The organism is Methanobacteriaceae archaeon, assembly GCA_013403005.1.
Lineage (GTDB): Archaea > Methanobacteriota > Methanobacteria > Methanobacteriales > Methanobacteriaceae > Methanobacterium.
On the sequence record JACBOA010000004.1, the window covers coordinates 1 to 25,000 of the forward strand.

The 25,000-nt window shown below is 38.2% G+C and carries 31 protein-coding genes and 2 tRNA genes (1 of these 33 cut by a window edge); 21 read left to right on the forward strand and 12 right to left on the reverse strand.

The window, feature by feature from the left end:
• Positions 1–161: 161 nt before the first annotated feature.
• From HVN35_04030 to ffh, 7 genes are all read right to left on the reverse strand, one after another.
• Positions 162–476: a carboxymuconolactone decarboxylase family protein gene (locus tag HVN35_04030; GenBank protein ID NYB51717.1), complete on the reverse strand. Its 315-nt coding sequence runs from the start codon at positions 474–476 to the stop codon at positions 162–164.
• A gap of 217 nt (positions 477–693) precedes the next feature.
• Positions 694–1,539 carry a 16S ribosomal RNA methyltransferase A gene (locus HVN35_04035; GenBank protein NYB51718.1) on the reverse strand — a complete coding sequence of 282 codons (846 nt, stop codon included), beginning with the start codon at positions 1,537–1,539 and terminating at the stop codon, positions 694–696.
• 69 nt (positions 1,540–1,608) lie between these two features.
• Positions 1,609–2,190, reverse strand: a complete 582-nt coding sequence (locus HVN35_04040; protein NYB51719.1) for a DUF655 domain-containing protein — start codon at positions 2,188–2,190, stop codon at positions 1,609–1,611.
• 100 nt (positions 2,191–2,290) lie between these two features.
• A complete protein-coding gene (locus tag HVN35_04045; GenBank protein NYB51720.1) occupies positions 2,291–2,629 on the reverse strand; it encodes a DNA-directed RNA polymerase subunit F in 339 nt (112 codons plus the stop codon).
• A 5-nt stretch (positions 2,630–2,634) separates the two neighbouring features.
• Positions 2,635–2,928, reverse strand: a complete 294-nt coding sequence (locus HVN35_04050; protein NYB51721.1) for a 50S ribosomal protein L21e — start codon at positions 2,926–2,928, stop codon at positions 2,635–2,637.
• Between the two features lie 286 nt (positions 2,929–3,214).
• Positions 3,215–4,435: a tRNA pseudouridine(54/55) synthase Pus10 gene (locus HVN35_04055; protein NYB51722.1), complete on the reverse strand. Its 1,221-nt coding sequence runs from the start codon at positions 4,433–4,435 to the stop codon at positions 3,215–3,217.
• A 124-nt stretch (positions 4,436–4,559) separates the two neighbouring features.
• Complete coding sequence (gene ffh, locus HVN35_04060) at positions 4,560–5,891, reverse strand: signal recognition particle protein (GenBank protein ID NYB51723.1); 1,332 nt, start codon at positions 5,889–5,891, stop codon at positions 4,560–4,562.
• Between the two features lie 431 nt (positions 5,892–6,322).
• On the opposite strand from ffh, the gene HVN35_04065 reads away from it, so the two are divergent.
• From HVN35_04065 to HVN35_04140, 16 genes are all read left to right on the forward strand, one after another.
• Complete coding sequence (locus HVN35_04065) at positions 6,323–6,901, forward strand: purine phosphoribosyltransferase family protein (GenBank protein NYB51724.1); 579 nt, start codon at positions 6,323–6,325, stop codon at positions 6,899–6,901.
• A gap of 42 nt (positions 6,902–6,943) precedes the next feature.
• On the forward strand, positions 6,944–7,939 hold the full coding sequence (gene dph2, locus HVN35_04070; protein ID NYB51725.1) for a diphthamide biosynthesis enzyme Dph2: 996 nt from the start codon (positions 6,944–6,946) through the stop codon (positions 7,937–7,939).
• Between the two features lie 679 nt (positions 7,940–8,618).
• Complete coding sequence (locus HVN35_04075; GenBank protein ID NYB51726.1) at positions 8,619–9,188, forward strand: exosome complex RNA-binding protein Csl4; 570 nt, start codon at positions 8,619–8,621, stop codon at positions 9,186–9,188.
• Position 9,189: 1 nt separating this feature from the next.
• Positions 9,190–9,558: a DNA-directed RNA polymerase subunit L gene (locus HVN35_04080; protein NYB51727.1), complete on the forward strand. Its 369-nt coding sequence runs from the start codon at positions 9,190–9,192 to the stop codon at positions 9,556–9,558.
• Entirely contained in the window at positions 9,449–10,159 is a 711-nt protein-coding gene (locus HVN35_04085) for a DUF99 family protein (GenBank protein NYB51728.1), read from the forward strand. Before HVN35_04080 ends, HVN35_04085 begins: the two co-directional genes overlap by 110 nt.
• A gap of 285 nt (positions 10,160–10,444) precedes the next feature.
• The gene (locus tag HVN35_04090; GenBank protein NYB51729.1) at positions 10,445–10,888 is read left to right on the forward strand and encodes an NUDIX hydrolase; all 444 of its coding nucleotides are present in this window, start codon (positions 10,445–10,447) and stop codon (positions 10,886–10,888) included.
• A gap of 208 nt (positions 10,889–11,096) precedes the next feature.
• Positions 11,097–11,411, forward strand: a complete 315-nt coding sequence (locus HVN35_04095; GenBank protein NYB51730.1) for a transcription factor S — start codon at positions 11,097–11,099, stop codon at positions 11,409–11,411.
• 23 nt (positions 11,412–11,434) lie between these two features.
• Positions 11,435–12,082, forward strand: coding sequence for a CvpA family protein (locus HVN35_04100; protein ID NYB51731.1), 648 nt, complete (start codon positions 11,435–11,437; stop codon positions 12,080–12,082).
• Positions 12,083–12,099: 17 nt separating this feature from the next.
• Entirely contained in the window at positions 12,100–12,834 is a 735-nt protein-coding gene (gene pcn / locus HVN35_04105) for a proliferating cell nuclear antigen (pcna) (GenBank protein ID NYB51732.1), read from the forward strand.
• A gap of 13 nt (positions 12,835–12,847) precedes the next feature.
• Positions 12,848–13,831 (forward strand): hypothetical protein, encoded by a 984-nt coding sequence (locus HVN35_04110; GenBank protein NYB51733.1) that lies wholly within the window; start codon positions 12,848–12,850, stop codon positions 13,829–13,831.
• A gap of 113 nt (positions 13,832–13,944) precedes the next feature.
• Positions 13,945–14,226, forward strand: coding sequence for a 50S ribosomal protein L44e (locus HVN35_04115; GenBank protein NYB51734.1), 282 nt, complete (start codon positions 13,945–13,947; stop codon positions 14,224–14,226).
• Positions 14,227–14,235: 9 nt separating this feature from the next.
• A complete protein-coding gene (locus tag HVN35_04120; GenBank protein ID NYB51735.1) occupies positions 14,236–14,412 on the forward strand; it encodes a 30S ribosomal protein S27e in 177 nt (58 codons plus the stop codon).
• Between the two features lie 9 nt (positions 14,413–14,421).
• Complete coding sequence (locus HVN35_04125; protein NYB51736.1) at positions 14,422–15,201, forward strand: translation initiation factor IF-2 subunit alpha; 780 nt, start codon at positions 14,422–14,424, stop codon at positions 15,199–15,201.
• Positions 15,198–15,368 (forward strand): RNA-protein complex protein Nop10, encoded by a 171-nt coding sequence (locus HVN35_04130; protein NYB51737.1) that lies wholly within the window; start codon positions 15,198–15,200, stop codon positions 15,366–15,368. The genes HVN35_04125 and HVN35_04130 overlap by 4 nt, the downstream gene beginning before the upstream one ends.
• Positions 15,369–15,522: 154 nt before the next feature.
• A complete protein-coding gene (locus HVN35_04135) occupies positions 15,523–16,296 on the forward strand; it encodes a proteasome assembly chaperone family protein (protein NYB51738.1) in 774 nt (257 codons plus the stop codon).
• A gap of 166 nt (positions 16,297–16,462) precedes the next feature.
• Positions 16,463–17,731 (forward strand): TIGR00375 family protein, encoded by a 1,269-nt coding sequence (locus tag HVN35_04140; protein NYB51739.1) that lies wholly within the window; start codon positions 16,463–16,465, stop codon positions 17,729–17,731.
• Positions 17,732–18,247: 516 nt separating this feature from the next.
• Here the strand turns inward: HVN35_04140 and HVN35_04145 are convergent.
• The 4 genes from HVN35_04145 to HVN35_04160 form a co-directional block, all read right to left on the reverse strand.
• Positions 18,248–18,322: transfer RNA gene (locus tag HVN35_04145), tRNA-Arg, on the reverse strand.
• Positions 18,323–18,441: 119 nt separating this feature from the next.
• Positions 18,442–18,515: transfer RNA gene (locus HVN35_04150), tRNA-Arg, on the reverse strand.
• A gap of 8 nt (positions 18,516–18,523) precedes the next feature.
• Positions 18,524–19,243, reverse strand: coding sequence for a proteasome assembly chaperone family protein (locus HVN35_04155; GenBank protein NYB51740.1), 720 nt, complete (start codon positions 19,241–19,243; stop codon positions 18,524–18,526).
• Positions 19,243–19,686 carry a PepSY domain-containing protein gene (locus tag HVN35_04160; protein ID NYB51741.1) on the reverse strand — a complete coding sequence of 148 codons (444 nt, stop codon included), beginning with the start codon at positions 19,684–19,686 and terminating at the stop codon, positions 19,243–19,245. Before HVN35_04160 ends, HVN35_04155 begins: the two co-directional genes overlap by 1 nt.
• Positions 19,687–20,163: 477 nt before the next feature.
• On the opposite strand from HVN35_04160, the gene frhA reads away from it, so the two are divergent.
• From frhA to HVN35_04185, 5 genes are all read left to right on the forward strand, one after another.
• Positions 20,164–21,381, forward strand: a complete 1,218-nt coding sequence (gene frhA, locus HVN35_04165; GenBank protein ID NYB51742.1) for a coenzyme F420 hydrogenase subunit alpha — start codon at positions 20,164–20,166, stop codon at positions 21,379–21,381.
• Between the two features lie 9 nt (positions 21,382–21,390).
• The gene (frhD, locus tag HVN35_04170) at positions 21,391–21,861 is read left to right on the forward strand and encodes a coenzyme F420-reducing hydrogenase, FrhD protein (protein ID NYB51743.1); all 471 of its coding nucleotides are present in this window, start codon (positions 21,391–21,393) and stop codon (positions 21,859–21,861) included.
• A 3-nt stretch (positions 21,862–21,864) separates the two neighbouring features.
• Entirely contained in the window at positions 21,865–22,659 is a 795-nt protein-coding gene (gene frhG / locus HVN35_04175) for a coenzyme F420 hydrogenase subunit gamma (GenBank protein ID NYB51744.1), read from the forward strand.
• A gap of 12 nt (positions 22,660–22,671) precedes the next feature.
• Positions 22,672–23,556, forward strand: coding sequence for a coenzyme F420 hydrogenase subunit beta (frhB, locus tag HVN35_04180; protein ID NYB51745.1), 885 nt, complete (start codon positions 22,672–22,674; stop codon positions 23,554–23,556).
• A gap of 310 nt (positions 23,557–23,866) precedes the next feature.
• Positions 23,867–24,244 carry a tetratricopeptide repeat protein gene (locus HVN35_04185; GenBank protein ID NYB51746.1) on the forward strand — a complete coding sequence of 126 codons (378 nt, stop codon included), beginning with the start codon at positions 23,867–23,869 and terminating at the stop codon, positions 24,242–24,244.
• 75 nt (positions 24,245–24,319) lie between these two features.
• Here the strand turns inward: HVN35_04185 and HVN35_04190 are convergent, their stop codons facing one another.
• Positions 24,320–25,000, reverse strand: the 3' portion of a protein-coding gene (locus HVN35_04190; protein ID NYB51747.1) for a type II methionyl aminopeptidase. Its footprint extends 246 nt past the window's final position; only the last 681 of its 927 coding nucleotides appear in the window; the start codon falls outside the window, past its right edge; the stop codon is at positions 24,320–24,322.

The following is a 25,000-nucleotide window of genomic DNA, read 5'->3' on the forward strand; positions in this document are numbered from 1 at the left end:
ACCAAACGCTCAGTCTATAAAAAAGCCTACCTAAATGTACTTTTACTAGGAATAATAATATCCTACGGCCAAAACGAAATCCAAGAAATCTACGCCTTGGAAAACTTCACATAAAACAGACACCCTAAATATAAATTATAATAATTTTTCAATCATATTTTTCAATCATCATCTGACTCTAAACCCTCCAAAGCAGATGGAAGACAGTCTAAGACTGTTGCCAATCCTGAAAGGTGAAGGTTCATCACCACGGCACCTAATATCTCATCTTTGGAAGCTCCCTGACTTTTAGCCATTTTAGCATGCATTTTTACTCCTAAAGGATTTCTATTAGCGGTTTGAATGGCAATGTTTACCAGTTGTTTGGTTTTAGGATCCATACCCTTAAGGAAACGCTGCGCCTCCACCAGATCGTTGAAAGGTCCTGCTAATTCCGGAAACTCTTCTTGAAATATTAAATAAGGATTTTTTGACATAATATCTTCTCCTATGGATTAATAATAAAATCAATTCATATATTAATCTTTGTAGTTGTTTCAAATCTTATAGTTATAAACATATTTTTTATGGGATTATTTGGGAATTTTAATCACTGAGATTTGTTATCAAAAACTGATTATCTAAAACTATGAATAATAAATGAATAATATGAATAAGCCTTAAGAAGAATAATGGATTATCCCTTTTCAAGTATCAATGATTTAAAGCATTTAAAGCATCTTTTAGTTCATTAGAGATTATTAATATTTCTTCTCCTTTTAAATTAAAAACACGCTCATCAATTAATTCAGTATCTATTTGAGATATTAAACCGCGAATGGTACTTTTATCCAATTTTTTATCTGATATTTCGTGAAAAGATTGCAAAAGTGCCTTTCCTGCTTTCTTTTTCTTATGTTGAAATAATGCTCTGCAAGTCTTCACAAAAAAATTATCAATAGGGGGGTTCTTTTGGGGTGTTAATTTAACTACTGCTGATGATATTTTTGGTGGGGGGATAAATGCCCGGGGAGGGACTTTAAAAAGAAGTTCAGTCTGGGTGCAGAGATTCATCATCACTGAAAGACGGGAATAATTCGAGTCCCCTGGTTGGGCAATCATCCTTGATGCGAATTCCCACTGATACATTAAAATAGCAAAATCAAAGTCATACTGAAGGAGTTTGAAGGTTATAGGTGATGAAATCTGGTAGGGTAGGTTGGAAACAACTTTGTTAAAGTAGGGGAATTCGATTTTGGTGGCATCAACCTCCAGTACATCCACATTGGAAATTTTGAGGTTATTAAGCCGTTCCCTTAAAACATGGGCGATCCTTTGATCCTGCTCAACTGCCACTAATTTACGAACCTTTTCAGCAATGGGGATGGTTAACGTCCCTATGCCTGCCCCAATCTCCAGAACAACATCAGTATCGGTAAGCTGAGCACTCTCAATAATACGGGATAAAATTTGATTGTTAATAAGGTAATTTTGACCTTTCCTCCGGTCTAAACGTATTCCATGTTTTTTTAATAGACTGAAGGTTTCTTTGGCCAACATTTCCCTTTATTTTCATTATTCAATTCCATTAGATAGGAAATAAATTAATCTACCTGAAAAATAAATTATCTAGCTGAATTTTCTTTTGGGAGGTCTGGTAAAGAGGATGTATTTCTTTTTACCCTTCCTATCTTCAGCTGCTTCTAATTCCAAGTGAATCCGTTTAGCAATAAGTTTAACCGGATCAGAGAGCATGGGCACTCTTTTTTTTATATCTTCAAAGTCCTGAAAGGGAGCTTCCTTTCTGGCCTCTATAATGTCCCACATGTGTTTTTTACCTATTCCGGGTAAAAGTTCAATCTGGTGTAGGCGGGTGGTTATGGGACCAGCTTCATTAAAGAATTGAACAAATTTATCTTCCTTTTCCTTGATAATTTCTTCAATAACGTAATTAAGCTCTATTTTAGCAGTTGAAGTCATTTTATTAAAGGGTAATCTGCGGTTAACCCTGGCAATTTTATCTCTTTTACCTGCACCAATGTAAACCTTTTCATGAATGTCCAGGTTAATCCTTTCCTTGGGTGTTAGCTCTAACAGGGTGAATTCTTCAGTTCCAATTGCCTGAGCAACAGGTTTACGTTTGTAGGAGTTAGCACCATCCTTAACATAACCAAGAGGCAGATAATCTAATATAATAGCATAATCTTCCATATAATCACCCTGATAAATAAATTATTAATTAATTAATTATTTTTGTAAATATGGAAATCAGATGTCTTTAACCCAATGAAAAGAGTTATTCACATTCTTTTTAAGATTCTTCCCGATATTTGTCCACAATTTTTAGTATTTTTTCCATTTCTTCCTTTTTATGGGATCCTCTTTCCTTGGCAAAAATCAGTCTCATGTCATCCATATCTTCAGGCATTAAATCTGCTATTTTAACGGCCTGGGTCTTTTTGATAATCTCTTCCAGTTCTTCAACCAGCTTTAAAGCGTTTTCAGGGGATATTTTGGAGAATTTGGTGACATGGTCCAGGGCCAGATTCTGCTCATAACTAAGTTCATGAGCTTCTTCCCGGGCCTCTAACAATGGTTTGACTTGTACAAGGGGGATAGGATCGGTTTCGAGGGTTTTTTTCCCAATCATCGCCATCACTCTTGTATTTTCAGGTGTTCTGGACGAATTATCAGTTTTTTAGACTTATTGCCATCATTAATTGCTACAATATATGCTCGACCTCTTCTTTCTGCAACTTTCCCGGTTTTACCATGAAAACGTGGGTGTGGCTGTCCTTTGTGAACACTGGGGTCGATTATGATGTGAACCAGATCATTTTCCTGGAAGGTCTGGATTTTTTTGGTAATGGGGTTTGTTCTACCTGTTCTTAAACTCTTTTTAAGCTTGTATCTTGTTTTACTTCTAAAACCTCTTGATCTCTGAGTCATTTTAAAAACCTCCACTTCAACTTGAAATGGGTTGTTAAATTTACTTGTACAAATATCAATTATTCAAATTCTATGCAGTAATTTCAAACAAATTTAAGTGCGCATAAGCTCTTTTAATGATATTTTTCAGATTTATATCCATCTGACTTTATAATATGGGTTCATGGGGTGTTTAGTCTTTTAATAAAGATAAAATTCGCATGAATTGCAATTGTTTGGAAATAGGTGAAATCGATTAATTTAATTTATAAATCATCAGAGTTTATAAAACTATCCTTCCACCCATTTAAATGTTAACTTCCAGCACATCCAGTTCAACACATTTTGCTGGGAAACCCAATAAAGATGTAACACTGGGCTGAGTCCTTTCCTCATCCCCCGATATGAGTTCCTTGATGTATAAGCCTCCTGAACAATTGATAATTAATTCAAAATGGTTTGAATCGATTTTTTTAGTTTGAATATTTTTCACTTCTCTGGTGCGAATCTTATCTGTTCTACGGTGAGAAACCCGAAGGGGAGTTCGTTGTTTTATAATTTCAAGGGATTCTAAAATCTTTAAATCCTCTTCATCCACTTCATGTTCTACTTCCACCAGGGCACGGTAGATTTTATAGGTTTCTGTAGTGGATGCCTTAACACCACTGCGCCGGTCCTTATTTACCATTTTTAAATTAAGAACTTCAACCTTACCCTGGCAGTGATTGTTAATTTCATCATTCAATTCTTTCAAGTTTAAATTACGTATTTTAGGTTCTTTAATTTCAAGTACGAATGGTCTGCCACTGCCGAGCATCCTCACATCCACATCTTCTCTACCTGCACCATGAAACTTGGATTCCTTTCCTTTGGTAGCCTCAAGAACTTTTTCTGCCACCAGTTCTTCCACAGTTTCAGGGTACATTTTCCCGGTGAAGTTGCATCTTTCACATCCGCTCCCTTTACACTTCATGCAGGGCCACTTGGTCTGGGGAATGCCTCTTATAAGTTTTCGGTATCTGCCTTCCAGGAATAATGGGTTGATCTGAAGATCCACCTTATCCCGGGTAAAATCCATCATCAATACCAGGTTAGGATTATTAAAATCTACTAATTTCTCCAGACGGGCTTCTAATTGCTTACCTAACTCGCGATTAATCTCTTTTTTTATACTTTCACTTTCGAAACCAATTTCTTCCTGCAATTTCTTCTCTTTTTCAATTATTTTTGGGGGCACACGACAGCCCATCAAAAAAGTTGAAAATTCAATTTTTGAATCGTCAATTTCGCTAATTACCTTCTCCACAATAGTTTCTAAAGTTTCAAAGAGATCTCCACACAGGTAACATGCTCCAGTCTTTTCAGGTAGTTCAGCTTCACTGGCCAGTTGGGTTTTGATATATCTGCCTCTTTCTTCATTGTCCTTTCCTGAGACTTTTTGGTAGAAAAACCTGCCCAGACAATGATCACAGATGTTTCCATTGGTTAAGCTAATTAATTTCAATGATCTGTCTTTGAAATTTTCCATATTAACCTTTCCTGAATTTTACATTAAATAAATAATTAAAATCGATTTAGGGGTATAAATTAACACAATTTTTAAAAATAGCCCTATTCATAGGTTTAAATTTAAAAAAGAGGAAAGAATGTATTTATCTCATCATCTGCCGCATCATTTGTCCCAGAGGTCCGCCCATTTTCCGCTTTCCAAATCCTTTTATAGCCTTTTTTGTCACCTGATAATATTTAAGAAGCTCTTTAACATCTTCATTGCGCATTCCGGAGCCTCTTGATATTCTTTTAACCCTGGATTGTTTGATGATTTCAGGATGGGTGAGTTCCTCTTCAGTCATGGAGTCCATGAGAATTTTATATTTGGTTAATTTTTCCTCAGTCACCTGAGAAGCGTTTTTAGGTAGTTTGCTGCCCATGCCTGGTAACAGGTTCATAACTTGTTGCATGGGACCCATTTTATTCATCATCTCAAACTGACTGTACATATCCTTCAGGGTGAATTTACCACTTAACATGGCGTCCATGGCTTCAGTATCTACATCTTCCTCTGCAATTTCCTCTGCACGTTCAATTAATGTTTTAATGTCGCCCATACCCAGTAATCGTGAGATGAAACGTTCAGGATCGAAGACTTCCAAGTCCTCGATGCGTTCTCCTGTTCCAATGAACTTTATGGGAGCTCCAATTTCAGCAACTGCAGAAAGAGCCCCACCTCCTTTAGCAGAACCGTCGAGTTTGGTTATCACAATAGATCCGATTTTGGTGGTTTTACTGAATGCAAGAGCCTGTTCTCTGGCTTGCTGGCCTATGGTTCCATCAATGACCAGCATAACCTCATCAGGTTCCACCACTGCAGATATTTGTTCCATCTCTTCCAGAAGATCTTTTTCCTCCTTATGACGACCAGCAGTATCCACAATGATTAAATCTTGCTTTTTAAATTCTTTCAAACCTTTCCTGGCCAGATCAAGAGCATCTTTATTGTCAGGGTCTCCATAAAGTGGCAAATTCAGACTTTCAGTAAGCTGGCGCAACTGTTCGTATGCTGCTGGTCTCCAGGTGTCAGTACAGATTATTGCCGGGCTAAAACCTTTCTTCTGCAAGTATCGGGCCATTTTACCAATGGTGGTGGTTTTACCACTTCCCTGTAGTCCTACAAACAGTATTTTGTATGGTTTTTTGCTGATTTCTATCTCTTCTGCTTTATCTCCTAGTAAGTGGACCAGTTCATCATAAACAATCTTAATTACATGTTCCTTGGCTGTAACTCCTTTAGGAGGTTTTTCATTAAGGGCTTTGTTTTCTATGGTCTTAGATAAGTTTAAAACCAGTTTAATATTGACATCGGATTGAATCAAAGCCCTTTGAATTTCTTTTATGACTTCTTTAACCACTTCTTCATCAATAATGGTCATCCCGGCCAATTTTTTCATGGTTTTGGTCAGATTCTTGCCCAGATCACCTAACATGATTTCTCACCAAGTTGAACATATTCATTAATTTCTTAAAGTCATCTCTAATATCATTTGTAAATATTATTTTAAAGTAACTTTAATGTTGTTTACTTAATAATTTAATTTTTAAATTAACACGACTAACTTAACTAGATGCATGAAAATCAAAACATCATACCTTAAAATTACCTAATACCTTAAAATTTATTAGAAATTTAGAAATGCATGCCAAACTTACTTTTTGACAAAAATCACTAATTGAATCTGTATAATAATTCATATGTATGTGATATATTTGTTCAGAAGGTTAACATATCATAACGATCTTATATGATATAAATATAGAATATAATCTATATTGATTATATTTTATTATATAATGAAAATGGATAATGATAATGAGCTTATTTTTTGAAGTTCTTTAGGAATTTTTTCATGGTGGAATAATGCTGGAAAAGCTTGTAAAAAGTCTTGTTGAAGCCCCTGTTGTTAAAAAAGGCGACTACGATTATTTCGTTAACCCTATTACTGATGGAGTTCCTCTGGTTGAAGCGGATTTACTCCAGGAAGTTGCAGAAGCAGCACAACAGTTCGCTGATCTGAATGTGGATAAAATAGTCTGCGTGGAAGCTATGGGAATTCATCTGGCAACTGCTATTTCTCTTTTAACTAATATTCCATTTGTGGTTGTGCGGAAACGTTCTTATGGTCTGGATGGAGAAGTAGCTGTCCATCAGACAACAGGATACAGTGAGGGTGAATTGTATGTTAATGGTCTCGAGAGTGGAGATCGCGTTTTCCTGGTGGATGATGTGGTCAGCACAGGAGGTACTATGACTGCAGTAATCAAAGCCCTCAAAATAATAGGAACTGAAATCATTGACGTGATGGCCATTATAGAAAAGGGAAGTGGAAAGGAATTTGTGGAGAAAGAAACCGGGATTAAAGTAAATACTCTGGTTAGAGCCAATGTTGTAGAGGGTAAAGTTGTGGTAGAGGAAATAACTGCTGGTAAAAAGGACTAATCTAGAAATAATGGCTAAATGGCTAATAATGGAATTGAGGACATGGCAGATACTCGTTATCAGTTCAAAGTTAATGAGATAATTGATAAAATCAGAAAAACAGATGCCCAGGTAGTTGGACTGCAGTTTCCAGAAGGATTAAAAGTCCATGCAACTCACCTGGCACATGATATTGAACGTGAAACAAGTGCAATAGTTTTAATATCTGGAGATCCCTGTTACGGGGCGTGTGATCTTTCTGATGATGCTATGGATGGTTTGGTGGACTTACTGGTGCATTTCGGGCACACTCCTCTTCCAATTAATTACAAAGTTCCCACTCTTTTCGTGGAGGCCCATTACCAGTTAGAATCAATGAAAATACTAGAAGAAGCATTAAACCTTCTTGAAGGAAAAGAAAAGATTGGTCTGGTGACCACCACCCAACACTTGCACTTATTGGAAGATGCAGCCCGTTTTTTAGAGGAAAATGGAAAGGAAGTTTTAATGAAAGAGGGCGCGGGAACTCTGAAAGGACAGGTTTTAGGATGTAATTTTTCATCAGTGCAGGATTTACCAGTTGATGCATTTCTTTACCTGGGAAGTGGTAATTTCCATCCGCTGGGAATAAAACTTTCCACTGAAAAGGCAGTGGTTATAGCTGACCCCTATCTAAACCAGGTGAGAGATATAGACGAGTTCGCTGATAGAATCCTCAGAATACGTTTTGCACGGATAACACGGGCTAGTGAGGCTAAAAAATTTGGAATAATAATATCCTCCAAGGCAGGCCAGTCCAGATGGCAACTGGCAAAATCTTTAAAGAAAATGCTGAATGAAGAGGGCAAGGATGCATATTTGATCCAGATGGCTGAAATAAACCCTCCCAATTTATTGCCTTATATGGATTTGGATGCATTTATCGTAACAGCATGTCCTCGAATTGCGATAGATGATTCTAAGATGTATGATAAACCTCTTTTAACTCCCCAGGAACTGGAAATCGTTCTCGGAAAGAGAAAGTGGGAAGATTACCAGATGGATGAGATTAAATACTAAGTATATATAAACATTAATTCACAACAAATTCAAGAATATAAAATACAAGGATATCAAATATTACCAAAGTTGAAAAATGGATACTTAATATTTAAATATATTCTTATTATTATAAAATTATATTCTATTATCTTAAGATTCTCACAAGTGATTTAAGCAGATTCTTAAAATAATTATAATATTTTAACAAGAGGGACGACAATCACAATTTTAATAAAATATTCAACTAAATATTACTAATTCAATTATAAATAATCAATTATAAATAACTCAATTTAATAATATCACACACATGAAAATATGATAATTTTTTCATCATACTGCGTTTCTTGAGCTATCCTCTACGATAATTTCATTTATCATTTATCATACATTTTTAATCACATTTACGGATTCAAAGGTTATATTCGCAGATTTACATTCACAGATAATCATATTTAAGGTAATTTATGGTGTTATATGAGTTCATTAGTGATTTTTCATTACCAAGTGACCTTAAAATACATTAAATTACTATTAAATGCTTAAGCTTAGATGATTTTTCAAATAATTAGATGCAAATCAACTATTAATCCAAATTTAAAAAACTTAAAAAAAACAAAAAGACACAAAAAGATACAAAAAGATACAAAATTTAATATTAAATTTTAATAAGCTTGTTTTAAATGAGGTGAAGAAGATGAGAGCAAAAAACGGAGATTTCGTTCTTCCTGGTGATGCTTTAGGAGTCACTGAGGAGTTTCTCCCGTCAGAATGGACCTATGATGATCATGGTGATATTAGGTCGCTGGTGGCGGGAACAGTAACCATAGATCAGAAAAACAAAAAAATATCCATAATTCCCAAAACAAAATCCCCTGCAATTTTAAAAAAGGGCGACGTGATTTTAGGGCAGATAAGAGAAGTTAGAGGGCAGCGAGCTCTGGTGGATGTGGATGGGATAAAAGATAGTAAAAGAAGCTTACCCATTACATTTTTAGGAGCCATACATATTTCACAGGCAAGAAAGGGATATGTAGACAAGCTAACTGATGATTTTCATATTGGAGATCTTATCCAGGCCCGGGTCACCAAAGTAATGGGTGTGGACAATGCTGATCTCACCACTGCAGAAAATGAACTTGGTGTTCTCAAAGCTATGTGCACCAACTGCCGACACTTCATGAAAAAGATCGGTAAAAAAGAAGTTAAATGTCCTAACTGTGGTAGAAAAGAGACAAGAAATATCTCTTCAAATTACGAGGGATAAAATGAAGGTTATAACAGATAAAAGGAATGAATTAGAGATAGAAATTACGGGAGAGACGCATACTCTATGTAATGCTCTACGAAAGACTCTCATGGAAGATGAAGATGTTGAATCTGCAGCATATGTTATAGAGCACCCGATCATAGGGGAGCCTAAACTTTACATAAAGGCGAAAAATCCTAAAAAGTCCCTCAAAAAGGCAGCAGAAACTCTCAAATCAAGATGTGACGAGTTTAAAGAACTCATAGAATCTGATGGTAATGGAAAAACTAAAGGAAAAAAAGCTAAAAAGTCAACCAAAAAAGCAGCTAAATCCTCCAAGAAATCCACCAAAAAAACCACCAAGAAAACCGCCAAAAAGAAGAAGTGAACTAAAAAAGTTCAGAAGCATTAAACAGGAAATTAGGATCCTGGGAGTTGATGATGCTCCCTTTACTCCTCACACCCAAGATCGTGTAATGCTAATTGGAACCGTCTTCAGGGCAGGAACCTGGTTGGATGGAGTGCTCCGCACATTTATAACGGTGGATGGGAATGATGCCACAGATGCACTAATTGAGATGGTTAATAAATCACGACACCTGGAACAGCTGGGTGTCATGATGCTGGATGGCATTACTTTCGGCGGATTCAATGTGGTTGACATAAACAGAATATTTCAGGAAACTGGAGTTCCAGTGGTAGTCATAATGCGCAAGTATCCTGACTTGGAAAGAATAAAAAATGCTCTAAAGAAATTTCCAGACAGGAAATGGCGGTGGAATTACATTCTTGAAGCTGGAGAAATCTATAAAATTGATAAGATCCATAATCAGGAACCCATTTACATGCAGACCAGTGGTATAAGTGAAGAAGATGCTCGAGAGATTGTGATACTTTCTGCAACCAGAAGTGCGATTCCCGAGCCCATACGTGCGGCTCATATTATTGCAGCAGGCGTGACCATTGGAGAGTCTAAAGGTAACGCCTAATACCTAATAACGTTGAATAAAAAAATATGAGTCAAGCCTTCTATCAATTCCATCAATAATTTCAATCAAATATGCTATAACTATAATTTCAACCAAATAATATACATTAACCATAATTTCAACCATAAAGCATGCAACTGGAGGGTTTTAGTAAACTTTTTTCATAATCTGGGAGATTTATAAATGGATCATCAATGGATCCAGATCTGAACTTCAAATTATACGGATTTAACTTAAATTCATGAGTTTTGATGAATTTATGGAAGTCAAATGTTAGATAATTTAATGTTAGATATAAAGAGGGGAAACTTTATTAAAAATTATAAACATCCTTTTTTAACAGTTGATGCAGTGATAACTGATCAACATGGAGATATAGTATTTATTCGCAGGAAAAACCCTCCTTACCAGGGATCATGGGCCTTTCCCGGTGGTTTTGTGGAGTATGGCGAAACAGTTGAAGAAGCAGTTCTAAGAGAAGTTAAAGAAGAAACAGGACTTGAAATAGAGATTAGGGAGTTACTGGGAGTTTATTCAGATCCACAAAGGGATCCCCGGGGACACACAATTTCGATCTGCTTTTTGGCTAAAATAAGCGAAGGTGAACTTCGAGCAGGCACCGATGCTGCTGAAGTGTCAACTTTCACCATAGAAAAAGCTCTTAAAAGTGATTTAGCCTTTGATCACAAAGATATTTTGATGGATGCTCTGGAAAAGTTAAGTGCATGATGAGAGATCTAATATGAGAAATCTATTATGGAAAACAATTATTTAACTAATGATTTTAACTAATGATATAAAATTAAGGCAATAATAAACAGTGTAACTTTGTATTAAAAAATTTATAAAAAACTGATATCAATCTCAATAATCAAAAAATATCTTAAATTATAAAAATTCGGATTTCACTAAGTTAAATTTTATAAGGAGGATTTTAATGGAATTTTGCCCTAAATGTGGGACAGTCATGTTCCCTAAAGGTGACTGTTTCCAGTGTAGTTGTGGTTACCAAAAAAAGATAACCAAGGAAACTCTAAGTGAATATGAGGTTTCAGAAAAATTAGCCCCCAAGGAGAATGTAATTGTAACTGGGGATGATGTTAAAACCCTGCCTACAACCAAGGCTTTATGTCCTAAATGTGGCAATCGAGAGGCATTCTGGTGGTTACAACAAACCAGAAGGGCTGATGAATCTGAAACCAGATTTTTAAGATGCACCAAATGCGGACAGACTTGGCGAGAATATGACTGATCTAGGGAGTGGGGGATGTTCAAATGGCAGAAAAGCCTAATAATGTTTCAAACCAGTCTATCTCCGAAAATGATGAGTCTAAGGATAATGGTGATTCTAAGAATAATTTTACTGAAAAATCACCATCTAAAAATCCTTCAAGAAGATTCAGAGACTTTTTAACTGCTGGTAATCTAGAAGAAAATGGATCTCCTAATGATTCTCCAAAAGCAAAAGTCTCCTCAGAAGATTTTAAAGAAAATAACGAATTTGAAGGTAAAGAAAACGAGGATAAAAGCCAAACTGAAGTGCATGAATTCCATTTCAGTCAGGAGCTCATGAAATTTGATATTTACAGGAAGCTCCGCTCCAATAAAGAAAGGGTCATTAAGGTCACTGGAGGGATAATCGGAACCATTTTCATCATTGCAGGGATATTATATATTATGGGTGCTGCGTTTAGAGTAGCTGACAATGTAATATTCGGTGAAAGAGCAGTTCTATCTGCTTTTTTAATATTGGTGGGGGTTCTAATCCTGGCAGGAATATTCGCAAGGTCCCAGTTGGAAGGAACTTTCCTTAAAAACATACACAGTGAACTGGAAGTGGCTGAAGACCCATCTTCTGATGGGAAATCTTCAGATAAGAAAGAAAAACAAAAAAGTAATATATATCAGAAGGATAAAAAGTAATTTAAAGGAGGATGAACATGTTCAAGGCAGTTTTAAGTGATTCCAATATTTTGAAGACAAGTTTCGATGCTATATCATCCATTGTTGATGAAGTGCAGATGCAGGCTGATGAAGAAGGTTTGAGACTGGATGCTCTGGACCGCAGTCACATCACATTTGTGCACCTGGAACTCAAGAAAGGATTGTTCGATGAATATCAGTGCAGTGAGTCAATGAAGATTAACGTGGACACTGAAGAGTTAATGAAAGTCCTGAAAAGGGCTAAATCCGAGGACATGGTTGAGATTACTGTGGATGAGGGAAACCTGATTATTACCTTTGAAGGTGAAGCCCGCAGAACATTCAAGATACGACTCATTGACATCGAGTACGAGGCCCCCAGCCCTCCACAACTGGAATATCCTACAGAATTCGAAGTGCCATTTGCTCTTTTAAAAGACTCTATTCAGGACATAAGCATTGTTTCAGATAAGATCGCTCTTCAGGTGGATGCAGACAAATTCCAGGCATCTGCAGAGGGAGAGTTTGGAGATGCTCAAATTGAGTACTTGCATGGGGAAAAGATCGAAGAATCTGCCAGGTCAATATATTCACTGGAAAAAGTTAAAGAAATGCTAAAAGCGGATAAATTCTCTGAATCTGCTGTAATCAGATTAGGAAACGACATGCCCCTGAATCTTGCCCTGCAAATGGCAACTGACGAAGGTGAACTGAGTTTCCTCCTGGCTCCTAGAATAGAAAGTGAAGAATAAGTGAGGAATAGGGTTGGATGAGTTTTTCCAGAATTTGAGGGAGATCCAAAAAAAAGAGAGAAGTTTAAGTGGTCTATCTCCGGTGGGGGAGGACTTCTACCAGCAGATCTCCAATTATTTCAACAAGCTAATGAAAAGGATAGATAATAATCCGTTTTCATTCGAGTCGTACCTTCTCCGAGATGCTCAGAGAATAGTGGTTGAGATCTGCGAGAGAAGAGAGCATAAAATAACCAACAGTGCAGTGATGAATGTCCAGCGTTCTTATCAAATATTCAAAGACACTGTTGAAGATGTTAAGCCTAACATCCCCCAGAATTCAACCCCAGAAGAACAAAAACTTTACATGGACTTGTACCGGAATCTGGGAAGATATCGGGAAGAACTGAGGTCTCCTTTAAGATCTTACTCTTCCAAAAACAAAAAATCTTCAGATTCATCTTCAAAGGCGATAAATCGCCAATTACAGGCAGATGCAGGGGATATACTCGACATCCCAGATAAAAGTAATGATGTTGATGGAAAAATACCATACAATAGTGAAGTTCATATTTCTAAAAATATAAGAGAATCTAAAAAAATAAGGGAACAACCTTCTTTTAGAGATGAGATTCCTCCTGAAATTCAGGATGAAATATACAGGGAGTTCGGAAAAGAACCCTCCAGACAGGATTTTCAAGGATCTAAATCATCTTCAAAAGAAATTAAGGATTCTGGGATAAATGCCACTGATTCCCATAGTTCTAACGGAGAATTAGAAAATCTACCTGGAACTGGAAGTGGGGGTAGTGGTTCATTTTCATCTGGAAATATTCCCGAGACCAATAAAACATCCACTGAGGTTTTAATGATCCTGGATGAAATTCCTTCCATTATGGGTGTGGATAGCAAGGTTTACGGTCCCTTTTATCCAGGAGATATCATCACCATGCCCAAACCCAATGCCCGTATATTGATTAAAAACCACAAGGGAAAGTCCATCCAAAGGTATAAATAAACAGTGAAATAAATATAGCCAGATATAGAGTCAGGCTTTTTATAATAGTAAGAGGACCATTACTTAATTTTACGAGGGCATTGACTTATTTTTACAGCCAAAGAGGTGATTATATGAAGATTCCTAAAGAAAGGAAAACTTACTGTCCAAATTGCAAAAAACACACAATTCACACAGTTTTAGAGTCAAAAAGAAGAAAAGCCAGCGAATTAAAATGGGGTCAAAGACAATTCCGTCGAGTAACCGCCGGTTATCGTGGGTACCCTAGACCACTACCCTCAGGTAACAAACCAACCAAAAAGCTGGATTTAAGATACAAGTGCAAGGAATGCAATAAATCCCACATCAAAAGATCCACATTCCGGGCTGGGAAAGTAGAGTTCATCCAGCAGTAGGTGAAAGTCATGTCAAAAAGCAAAAGCAACTTTTTAAGAGTTAAATGTGGAGATTGTGGCAACCAACAAGTAGTTTTTGATCATGCTGCCTCCAAAGTGGAGTGCATCATCTGTGGAAAGTCCCTGGTTAAATCCAGGGGTGGAAAATCAGAAATTTTAGCCCAAATAGTAGAAGTACTGGACTAAGGTGTTTTAATGGTAAGAATGAAGCATAAGTGGCCACAAGAAGGTGATTTAGTCGTGGCCACCGTGCACAAAGTCCTCAATTACGGTGCATTCGCCAAACTGGAAGAGTATCCTGGAGAAGAGGCTTTCATCCACATCTCTGAAGTATCAGCAGGCTGGGTGAAAAACATCCGGGATTACGTTCGGGAAAACCAGAAAATAGTTGCCCGTGTTCTTCGAGTTAACCCTAAAAAGGGGCATGTGGATGTTTCCATGAAAAGGATCCGTGAGGATCAGAGGACCCGCAAAATCCAGCAATGGAAAATAGAACAAAAGGCTGAAAAACTCCTTGAATTCGCAGCAAAAAGTATTAATAAGGATTTGGACGCAGCTTACGATGAAGTAGGCTATGCGATGATGGATGAATTCGGAGATCTCTACGGTGCATTTGAAATATCTGCTGAAGAAGGTGTGGATTCTCTAATTGAGAGGGGGATGGATGAAACATGGGCAGCTGCCATAACTGAAGTTGCCAAGAAGAACATTTCCCCACCTGAAGTACAAATTACTGGTTATGTGGACCTAACTTCCTATGCATCGGATGGTGTTGAAATCATACGCAAAGCCTTAAATTCAATAAATAAGGACAATATATCGGTCCAATGTGTGGGTGCACCACGTTACCGTCTAAGGGTAAAATCTTCTGATTACATCACTGCTGAAACCATGTTAAAAGATGCGGCAGATAAAGCCATACAAACTGTTATAGCAGCTGGTGGTGAAGGCGAGTTTCACAGGGAATTAGAATGAAAATGAAAATGCGGCGGTGTCGTTTGTGCAAAGAATACACCATAAAGGATCACTGCCCCTATTGCGAGGGAGAATTAGAAGTGATTTACCCTCCTAAATATTCTCCTCTGGATAAATATGGAAAATACAGAAGAATTCTCAAAAAACAACACGCTGAATCCAATTAATTCATTAGAGGAGATTGTTTTTCATATATTCTAATCTCCTAAAGGATTTCATAAAAATCATCCAGGAAGGACTCAATTAACTAATCTTGAAATATTAATTTAATCAATCAATTAGGGTGATTCGGATTAATTAGATTATAAAGGGAGTGTTCAGATGAAGGAAACATTCATAAAAATGATTAAAGAAGTAGAACTTGAAGATCCCATTTTTATCGAAGCCCTACCAGGTATTGGTCATGTAGGTAAACTGGTTGCAGAGCACATCATCCACGAACTCGGGGCAGAAAAATTCGCAGAACTTTACTCACCATCATTCCCACCACAGGTCTTTGTAGATGAAGATGGAATTGTAGAGCCCATGAAAAACGAGTTTTATTATCTCAAAGCCCAGGGTGAAGATAAAAGAGATTTCATATTTTTGGGTGGAAACACCCAGGGACTCAGTCCAGAAGGTCAATATGAAATATGTGGTTTTGTACTGGACTTTGTGGAAAAATACGGTGTTAAAGAAATATACACATTGGGAGGACTTGGAACCGGCCAACCAGTAGAAAAACCAAAAGTTTTCGGAGCTGCAACCAGTAAAGAACTGGCAGAGGATCTTCAAGAACGTGGTGTCACCTTAAGGTCTGCTGATGGTGGTATAATCGGTGCCTCAGGATTAATTCTTGGTTTGGGCATGTCCAGGGGTATGAATGGTGTATGCCTAATGGGTGAAACTCCTGGATACTTCATTGATGCCGATGCATCCAAGGCAGTTCTCACTGTGCTTTTAGAGATGCTCAAAATCGAGGTTGACGTTGCAAAACTGGAGGAAAGGGCTGAAGAAACCCGGAAGATGATCACCAAAGCACAGCAAATGGAAAGAGAAATGGCTGAAAGGATGAACATCGTACCTGGGGAAGAAGACCTCCGATACATAGGTTAAATCTATTGATCTATAATAATCTAAGTTTTATTTTACATTAACTGGTTTTATTATCTGGTTTATGGCGATAATTAAATTAAACCATTGAAAACTAGATTATTTTTTTTATTTTTTCTTTAATTAATTTCAAATGTATTGGGATATAATCCAGAAAAGGGGTGAAAAAGTGATTATAAGGGCGGACTTGCATATCCATGGACCTTATTCCATGGCCACATCTCGAAATATGACTCCGGAGTTATTATCATCTCAGGGAAATCTGAAAGGATTGCATCTGGTTGCAACTGGGGACGCATTTCATCATAAATGGCTTAAAATGTTAGAAGAAGCCACTGAAGAAGATGGAGAGGGAGTATTCAGGATCAGGGAAACTACTAAAACTCACAATGAATTTCTAAAAGAAGAAATTCCGGAAGGGTTTTCTAAAAACCCGGAAACTAAACTCATCCTAACCTCGGAGGTGGAAGATTCAAAAAGAGTCCACCATCTGCTTATTCTCCCCTCATTTGAAGCTGCCTACCAGATGAGAAAAAATCTAAAAGGTAATCTTGATTCTGATGGCAGGCCAAGACTGCGCATGAGCGGTGCTGAAATACAGGAATTAGCCCTGGAAAACAGTTGTATAATGGGACCCTCCCATGCATTCACCCCCTGGACCAGCATTTACAAGGAATACAATAGTGTTTATGATTGTTACAATGAAACACCTGCTTTTCTGGAGCTGGGGCTCTCTGCAGATACTGATATGGCAGATCGTATCCAGGAATTGCAGGAGATACCCTTCCTCACCAACTCTGATGCTCATTCTCCCTGGCCCCACAGGCTGGGTCGTGAGTTTAATGAAATAGATGTAAAAAATATAAGCTTCCCAGCACTGGCTCGTGCCATTGCTGATAAGAAGATCACAGCAAACTATGGGTTTGACCCGAGGCTGGGTAAGTATCATCACACTGCCTGTACCAAATGTTACCAGCATTTCCATCCAGAGGAAGCCATCAACATGAAAATGAAATGTCCCTGCGGAGGAACCATAAAAAAAGGTGTTGATTACCGGGTGGAGGAACTAGCCACCTGGGATGAGCCTCATCACCCATCACACAGACCTCCTTACATTCATATCATGCCTCTGGCAGAAATCATTAGTTTAACCTATAGTAAAGGAGTCACCACCAAATTCGTTCAGAAAAAATGGCAGGAATTAATCTTAAAATTCGGGGATGAAATTTCTGTTTTAATTGACGCTCCCATGAAGCAACTGGTGGAAATTGACCCGGAACTGGCCCGAAGAATCAGGGCCTTCCGTGATAAAACCCTACAAATCAAAGTAGGTGGTGGGGGAAAATATGGTGAGATCTTATTCAATGAAAAATCAAAAGTGGTTAGTGAACCAGTTAAAAAGAATCAAAATTCTACCCTAGATGCCTTTATAAAATGAAAATATTAATAGCTACCATAATGGCAAATAGTTAAATAGCGAAGTGTATAGGAAAATTTTACAAGAAAATTTTTTTATACCCTTTTAGTTAACCCCTAATTAGAGAATCCAAAAATTATGACATTGTTATAAAAAGATTTTTTGAGGTGTTTAGATGGGTATTGGTATGGAATATTCTTGGACAATATTGGGTGTAATTATTGGCGGATTTATTCTAGTAAACCTGGTGATACAGGCTTTAAACAGAAATCCTGCATAGAATAAATGCTTATGGAATAAACTCTTAAATACTTTAAATTTTTTATAATAATTTTGATTATTTCCAATAATTTTTAAAATGATGAACTGAATTTTTAAATCTTATCTAAATTTTATCTAAAAAATTTTATTTCCAATATTTTTTTTGGTGGTTGTTCCAGAGAAACTTTTCACATTCCTCGTTTTAAATCCTGCTAATTAATATGAGTCCTTTAAAAATAAGAGAAGAGTAAATTAAAGAAAAAACTAAAAATTAAACGGACCCGCCGGGATTTGAACCCGGGACCCTCAGATTAGGAGTCTGATGCCCTATCCTGGCTAGGCTACGGGCCCACAATGATTTTTAGCAATATTTTTATCTTTTATTCTTTTTTTCTTTTTTACAGTCCAATAAGAACTCGGTTCCAATTGATTGGTAAAGATTCAAACATTACAAAAAAGTATACAGGAAACGGACCCGCCGGGATTTGAACCCGGGACCTTCGGATTAGAAGTCCGACGCCCTATCCAACTAGGCTACGGGCCCGTATGAATTTAACTGTATGCTGGTGATTCTCCTTCGCCTTGAACAGCCTGTGCAAGTTCTTTTAGTCTTGACTCTATTTCTTCGGCTTCTTTCAAAAGTGGCTCGGAGTTAACTTCTATGTCCAGCATCCTATTTAAAACATCCACCACACTGGCAGCTGCCCTGGGATCAGGGTACTGGTTTAGGACCTCGGCAAATAGACATGAACCTGGAATGTCACGGCTCATGCTTCGGGTTAGGAGGGTGCCTGAAAGTCCATTTATGTTTCCAAAGGGAAGTATAGGCAGATCCAATTCCCCTAATCTTTTAAGTCCTTCTATGGAGTTTGCAGCACCTGCCACACCATTGCTTTTTTGCCTTACTGCAATGCTGTTTAGGGTAATGATCTCTTTACTGTTATTGCGATCCATCCAATCCACAATGGCATTGGTCATGTCATAGGTAACATTGGGGGGAACCACGAAATCTGATAGGAATAAAACCAGGTCATCAGCACTGTAGATTCTAAAGGGATGTATAGCAACCCCTCTGTAGAGAACTGCCAGTGGAGGGAAATATTTGGATTCTATATGTCCAATTTCTTTCATTTTCAGTTCTTCAACCAGAAGCCATCCCACAATATTGCCAATAAGCCCCAATTCTGGGGATCCTTCAATAACTGCTGCGTTTTCTACATCTTCGGATATTATTTTACAGCATTCCACTTCAGTTTCCACCATTTGCACCATCAGGGAGCACCCCCTGCTCCTCCTAAATTCTCACCAGTCTTGGCATCGATGTAGATTTCACCAACCTGGTTTCCATTCATCATCACTGGAACTAGGTACATCTGTTTCCCATTGGAAGTAATCAGTTTAGGAGTTCCTGCAGTAGCTCCTTCTTGTTTAATAAAATTCTGGGCAATGGATTTCGCTTTGGAAGAGGATATCACATTACTACTTCCTGATCCACTTGACTTGGAGCTGGACGATGTTGAAACACTGGATGCAGAACTTTGCTGACTCCCAGTGTCAGTTCCCACAGAATCACTGGACTGTTGGCTAGTATCAGGAGTGGTTGGTTTAACTGGTTGCCACAGTCCTTGAGTAGTGTTGGATATTTGGTAACCTGCAGCAGCCACACCAATAAGTAATACTATGACCACGGATACCAGGATTTTGGAGTCTATCATCAGATCACCTCTGGATTAACTTATCCATCCATAATTTTTTAGGTAATATAATTTATTCGATAATATTTAATTATTATCTAAATTTATTTTTAATTATAATCCTTTAATTAATTTCCTTTGATGTTATCCTTTGATTGTATATTTATCTAAGATTCTTAACTGTATTATGTTATTCCAAATATTAAATTTCAAGATTATTAATTCCATATTAAGTTTACAATTCTATATTAAGATTTTTAGGATTTATAATGTTATTGTATTCATATATTTATCTTAAAATTAACTATTTTATTCCATTAAAAAGAACTGAAAGCATTTTATTCATTTTCTTAACATTTAATGATTTTTACAGGAATTTCTATATTAGTTTGTAATGCTATTTAAATTTTTCATTTTAGTTTTTAAAGAAAAGCTTATAATAATATTTAAAAGTTAGAAATATTGATGTTCTTATATCAAAACTAAGAGGTGATACATTTGAGCGAAAAAATAGTTATATCGCCAACCTCACGACAGGAAGGACACGCAGAGTTGGTCATGGAAGTCGATGATGAAGGAATAGTAACCAAAGGCCGATACTTCAGTATTACTCCTGTTAGAGGTTTAGAAAAGATGGTAACTGGGAAAGCTCCAGAAACTGCTCCAGTTATGGTGCAGCGTATATGTGGAGTATGTCCAATACCTCACACTCTGGCTTCAGTAGAAGCTATGGATGACTCATTAGGTATTGAAATACCCAAAGCAGCTAGACAATTAAGAGAATTAACATTAGCAGCACACCACATCAACAGCCACGCCATACACCAATTTCTCATAGCTCCTGATGTTGTACCAGAAAACCTGTTCACAACAGCGGTGGAATCTGTTTCTGAGATTCGAAAAACTGCCCAGTACGTGGTGGACATGGTAGCTGGAGAAGGTATACACCCTTCCGATGTCAGGATCGGTGGAATGGCTGATAATATAAGCGAAGTCGCAAGGAAACGGCTTTATGCCAGGTTAAAACAACTAAAACCAAAACTAGATGCTCACGTTGAACTGATCATTGGTTTAGTAGCAGACAAAGGATTCCCGGAAGGTTTAGGTGTACATAATCAGGAAACCCTAGCTACTGATGTTCTTTATGGGGACAGGACCAAATTTGATTTGGACAGGTTCACTGAAGTAATGCCTGAAAGCTGGTACGATGATCCTGAAATAGCCAAAAGAGCTTGTTCAACCATACCTCTCTACGATGGTAGAAATGTAGAGGTAGGTCCAAGAGCAAGAATGGCTGAATTCCAGGGTTTCAAAGAAAGAGGTGTTGTAGCTCAACACGTAGCCAGAGCATTAGAAATGAAAACTGCTCTATCCAAAGCCATTGATATTTTAGGAGAACTAGACACTTCTGCTCCTGTAATGGCTGATTTTGATGTAACTGGAACCAATAAACTGGGAATTGGTGCTATTGAAGGACCACGTGGAATGGACGTACACATGGCCCAAGTAGCAAACGGTAAAACTCAGTTCTACAGCTGTTTGGTGCCAACCACTTGGAACATACCCACCATGGGACCAGCCACCGAAGGATTCCACCATGAATTCGGACCTCACGTTATCCGAGCCTACGACCCATGTCTGTCCTGTGCGACTCACATGATCGTAATTGACGATGAAGACAGGAGCATTCTCAAAGACGAGATGGTCAGGATTTAAGGGAAAAGCATGCCATACAGTGCAGAGATAATAGTGGTCGGATGCGGAAACATCCTTTTTGCGGATGACGGATTTGGACCAGAAGTGATAAAAGCACTTGGAGAATACTCTAAGGAAAACCCCTTACCAGATAATGTCATGTTAATCGATGCCGGTACCGGCGGACCTCACTTTGTCTTCAGTCTGCCTCATGAAGAATGGAAGAAGATGATAGTGGTGGATGTGGTACAGTTCGATGCAGAACCCGGCACAGTTCGTAAATTCAGTGTTGACGAAATACCCAAGGGTTCCTATGAAAACGTGCATTCGTGGCCTGTTAACCAACCATTACATGATTTAGCAGATGTTTGTGAAGTCATGGTAATTGGATGTAAGCCAGAACATATCTCTGCCCCCGATGTAGAAATGGGGTTAAGCAAAAGTGTGGAAGATGCCATTCCCAAGGCCATTGAGATGATACTAAAGGAAATAAGGGGTTAGTTGATGTCAATATTAGCCCGTATTAAATCGTTTTTAGGAATGGAGGCAAAACCTGACAAAGAAGCTTCACAAGAGGAGGTTGAAAAAGTGGCTGAAGAAAAAGCTAAACCAAGAATAGGATACATTCACCTGAGTGGATGTACTGGAGATGGAATGTCGTTAACAGAAAACTACGACATCCTAGCACCTTTACTAACAGATATGGTGGATATAGTATACGGACAAACCCTGGTAGACCTATGGGAAATGCCAGAAATGGACATAGCCCTGGTTGAAGGATCATGTTGTCTGCAAGATGAACACAGTTTACATGAACTCAAGGAAGTAAGGGAAAAAGCTGGCTTAGTAGTGGCCTTCGGGTCCTGCGCAGCAACCGGATGTTTCACCCGATATTCCCGAGGAGGACAGCAAGCACAACCATCACACGAATCATTCGTGCCCATTGCTGATCTGGTTAAAGTGGACCTGGCCATACCTGGCTGCCCACCATCACCAGAAATAATCGCAAAAACTGTAGTAGCTGCCATCAACGGTGACATGGATTACCTACAGCCAATGATGGACCTGGCCGGTTACACTGAAGCATGTGGCTGTGACCTGCAGACCAAAGTAGTGAACCAGGCTCTATGTATTGGATGTGGAACCTGTGCCATGGCCTGCCAGACCAGAGCCCTGAGCATGACCAACGGAAGACCAGAACTGAACAGCGACCGCTGTATTAAATGCGGAGTCTGCTATGTGCAGTGCCCACGAAGCTGGTGGCCTGCTGAAAGGATCAACCAGGATCTGGGGTTATAGGAGGTGAAAAAAATGGTATTAGGAACCTACAAAGAAGTTGTTGCAGCAAGATCAACTGACAAACAGATCCAAAAAATAGCCCAGGACGGAGGAATAGTATCCGGATTATTCTGCTATGCCCTTGATGAAGGATTAATCGACGGTGCCGTAGTAGCCGGACCCTCTGATGTCATGTGGAAACCAGAACCAATGGTAGCCATGACTTCTGATGAAATATTGGCTGCAGCTGGAACCAAATACACCTTCTCCCCAAACGTCTGGATGCTCAAAAAAGCAGTCAGACAGTACGGTCTGGAGAAAGTTGGAACCGTAGCCATACCCTGCCAGAGTATGGGAATCCGTAAAATGCAATCCTACCCATTCGGAGTAAGATTTGTAGCAGATAAAATAGCCTTAATGCTAGGTATTTTCTGCATGGAAAACTTCCCATACGAATCACTGAGGACTTTCATCTCAGAAAAAGCAGGTGTTGACTTCGACCTAGTGGAAAAATTGGACATAGGCAAAGGTAAATTCTGGATCAAAACTGCAGACCAGATGCTGACCATACCTCTCAAGGAAACCCACGGATACGAACAGAACGGATGCAAAGTCTGTCTGGACTATGTATGTGAATTAGCTGATGTATCCACTGGTTCAGTGGGAACCCCTGATGGCTGGTCCACAGTATTTGTCCGAACCGATGCTGGTGAAACAGTATTCAAACAGGCAGTTGAAGCTGGAGTCATTGAAACCAAATCCATGGATGATGTGAAACCAGGTTTAGGTCTACTTGAAAAACTGGCCACCGACAAGAAAACCAAAGCCATGAAAGTTATCGATGAACGCAAGGCCATGGGCCTGCCAGTACCTTTCAAAGGCAGCGGTGAAAAAGAAGACCCACTAGCAAATGTGTAAGGGATAAAAATCCCTACATTTTTCTATTTTTTTATAATTTTTCTAAATTCTAATAGCTCTTTTTCGGTTTACCTATAAACGATGTAAAATTGATTTATATGGTTAATTTATTCAATCAAAATGCATAAATTCTCTTTTCATACCTTAAAATTATTTAATAATGGTTTTTTAAAAGCATTTCTAATTAGAATGCCTATGCCGATTATCAGTTCGTAATGTTTTCTTAATTAGGTAAGTGATGTTTAAAATCAAAAAATTTAGGAGGGGATAATAACAAAAATTAACAACGAAGATCATAGGGGGAATTTTAATGGATATGATTTTTGCAGTTGCAGGGGCTATGTTTTTAGCATATGCTGGAATTTTAATGATCTACTATCATATGCGTTTAAAAGAAAGGCATGAAAAAACATCGAAACTCATGCTTAATGGTGTCACCAGCTTCAGACGAGGGGTTTACGAGAAAGCACTGGCCTATTTCAAAATAGCATATCAACATTCCGAAAAGATCAAGGACTACCCTACCATGGCTGAAGCCCTTTATCACATGGGCCTGGTCTACCAGGAACAGGATGAAGTTGAAAATGCAGTGGTCATGTTTCACGCAGCTGCAGAAATTTATAATGAAATAAATGATGCTGCGGGTGTTGAAAAATCAAATAAAGCAGCAGATTCTTTAAAAAGTTAAAAAATTTTTTTGGATCTATCCTTTTTCAAGTCAGGGCAGGGTTTGATGGGCCTATTTTTTTTTTTAAAATGAGGCTTATTCGGTTAGTATGGTGCAGCCATCTACCTCTACAATAACTGTATGTTCTGCCTGAGCTACCCTAGCACCGCTCTTCTCACGAAGCACATGATAAGGATAAATTGCCCGTGATGATATAAGCTGACGCATGGCCAGATTAACTTGCCTTAAATTGGAACTTTCTTCCAACCATCTCTGAGCGAAAGGAAGACTCCTGTAATCTTTTTTTATGAGATCCAGTAACTTCCTGGACTGAACCAGGCGTAATGGGCGGTCTCTCAAGAAGCGGAAAATATAGGTGGGGGCCATGTCCCCGACCATTCCCACACCATCAGTTACAAAAGGTTCAATAGCCAGAACATCCCCCTCTTCTAATTTATGCGAATTATTTTCTTTGACATTGGGTATGGATAATCCTGAATGCAGAATCCACTGATCCATACTGTGACCAGTTAAATTGGCCACTGGATAAAGACCCTGAGAATTAACATATTCTTCAACAGCCGCACCAATTTTTCCTAACTCAGCACCTGCTCGAATGCTGCTTATGGCTACTTGAAGGGCTTCATTAGCAGTTTCAATCATTTCCATCTGTTTTTCAGGAGTATAACTTTTATCTCCTGATTGGAAAGGACCTTCACCAGATCCGATCATCACTGTGATGGCGGAATCTGCTATAAAACCTTCCACATGGGCTCC